This is a genomic window from Xanthomonas sp. D-109 (genome assembly GCF_017746095.1).
Classification (GTDB): Bacteria; Pseudomonadota; Gammaproteobacteria; order Xanthomonadales; family Xanthomonadaceae; genus Xanthomonas_A; species Xanthomonas_A sacchari.
In genome coordinates this window covers 1-1,305 of the sequence record NZ_JAGHWV010000025.1, presented here as the reverse complement: position 1 = coordinate 1,305, position 1,305 = coordinate 1, and the positions used below count along the sequence as shown (strand labels likewise).

At 66.3% G+C, this 1,305-nt stretch carries 1 protein-coding gene; it reads right to left on the bottom strand.

The window, feature by feature from the left end; translation table 11 throughout:
* On the bottom strand, nucleotides 1–1,175 hold a 1,175-nt coding region (locus J7357_RS18675; RefSeq protein WP_343237436.1), incomplete at its 3' end, for an amino acid adenylation domain-containing protein.
* Between the last annotated feature and the right edge of the window lie 130 nt (nucleotides 1,176–1,305).

The window sequence follows — 1,305 nt, the reverse complement described above, 5'->3', positions numbered from 1 at the left end:
ATCTTCACCTGGAAATCGTTGCGGCCGATGAACTCGATGTTGCCGTCGGCATAGAACCGCGCCAGGTCCCCGGTGCAGTACAGCGGACCGGGAATGTCCTGCGCGGGGCCCGCGATGAACCGCTCGGCAGTCAGCTGCGCATCGGTATAGCCCTGCGCCAGGCAGGGACCGGCGATATACAGATTGCCGATCACGCCCACCGGCACCGGTTGCAGGTGCCGGTCCAGAATGTAGTAGCGGGCATTGCGGATCGGGCGCCCGTACGGAATGCTGCGCCACGCCGGATCCAGCGCATGTACGTCGTAGGCGTTGGACCAGATCGTCGCTTCGGTCGCGCCGCCCAATGCAACGAACTGCGCGTTCGGGCAGCGCGCCGCGATTGCGGCCGGCAACGACAGCGGAATCCAATCGCCGCTGTTGAACACCAGCCGCAACGCGGGATTGCGGTGTTCGCGCTGCTCCAGAAACGGCGTCAGCAACTGCAATGCCGCCGGCGCCGAATCCCAGAACGTGACTCGCTCGTCCAGGAGGGCATCGGTCAGTCGTTCCGGATCGGCCAGCATCGCCTGACTGGCCAGCCAGATCGTGCCGCCGGCGGCCAGGATGCCGAAAATGTCGTACACCGACAGGTCGAAGCTGATCGAGGTGACGAACAATAGGCAATCGTGCGCATCGACGGCATAGGTCTCGTTGACCCATTCGATCAGATTGATTGCCGGCGCATGGGCGACCATGATGCCCTTGGGCTTGCCGGTGGAACCGGAGGTGTAGATCACATAGGCCAGTTGGTGGCTGTCCAAGCCGATCTGCGCCACCGGCAGGTCGAGGCCGGGTTGCTCGGCCCAGCCAGGGGCATCGGCGACAAGATCGACGATGGCCGGCGGGGCTGTCGAGAGCGATGCGACTGCCGCATCGAGCACTGTCCGCGCAGCAGCATGGGTGAGCGCCACCTGCGGGTGCGCGTCGGCGAGCATGAACGCCAGGCGCTCGGCAGGGTAGGCCGGATCGAGCGGGATATAAGTGCCCCCCGCCTTGAGGATGGCCAGCAGCCCCACGACCATCTCCACGGCACGCTCGACGCAAATGGCCACGCGCACACCCGGAGCCACGCCCAGGCCGCGCAGGTGACGGGCCAACTGATTGGCCTGGCGGTTGAGCTCGGCATAGGACAGCACCTGTTCCTCGAAGCGCAGCGCCGGCGCGTCGGGCGTACGGGCGGCACTGCGCTCGAACGGCTCGTGCAGGCACAGATGCTCGGAGTAGGGGGCCGCCGTGTCGTTCCAGTCCACCACCATCCGCCGGCGC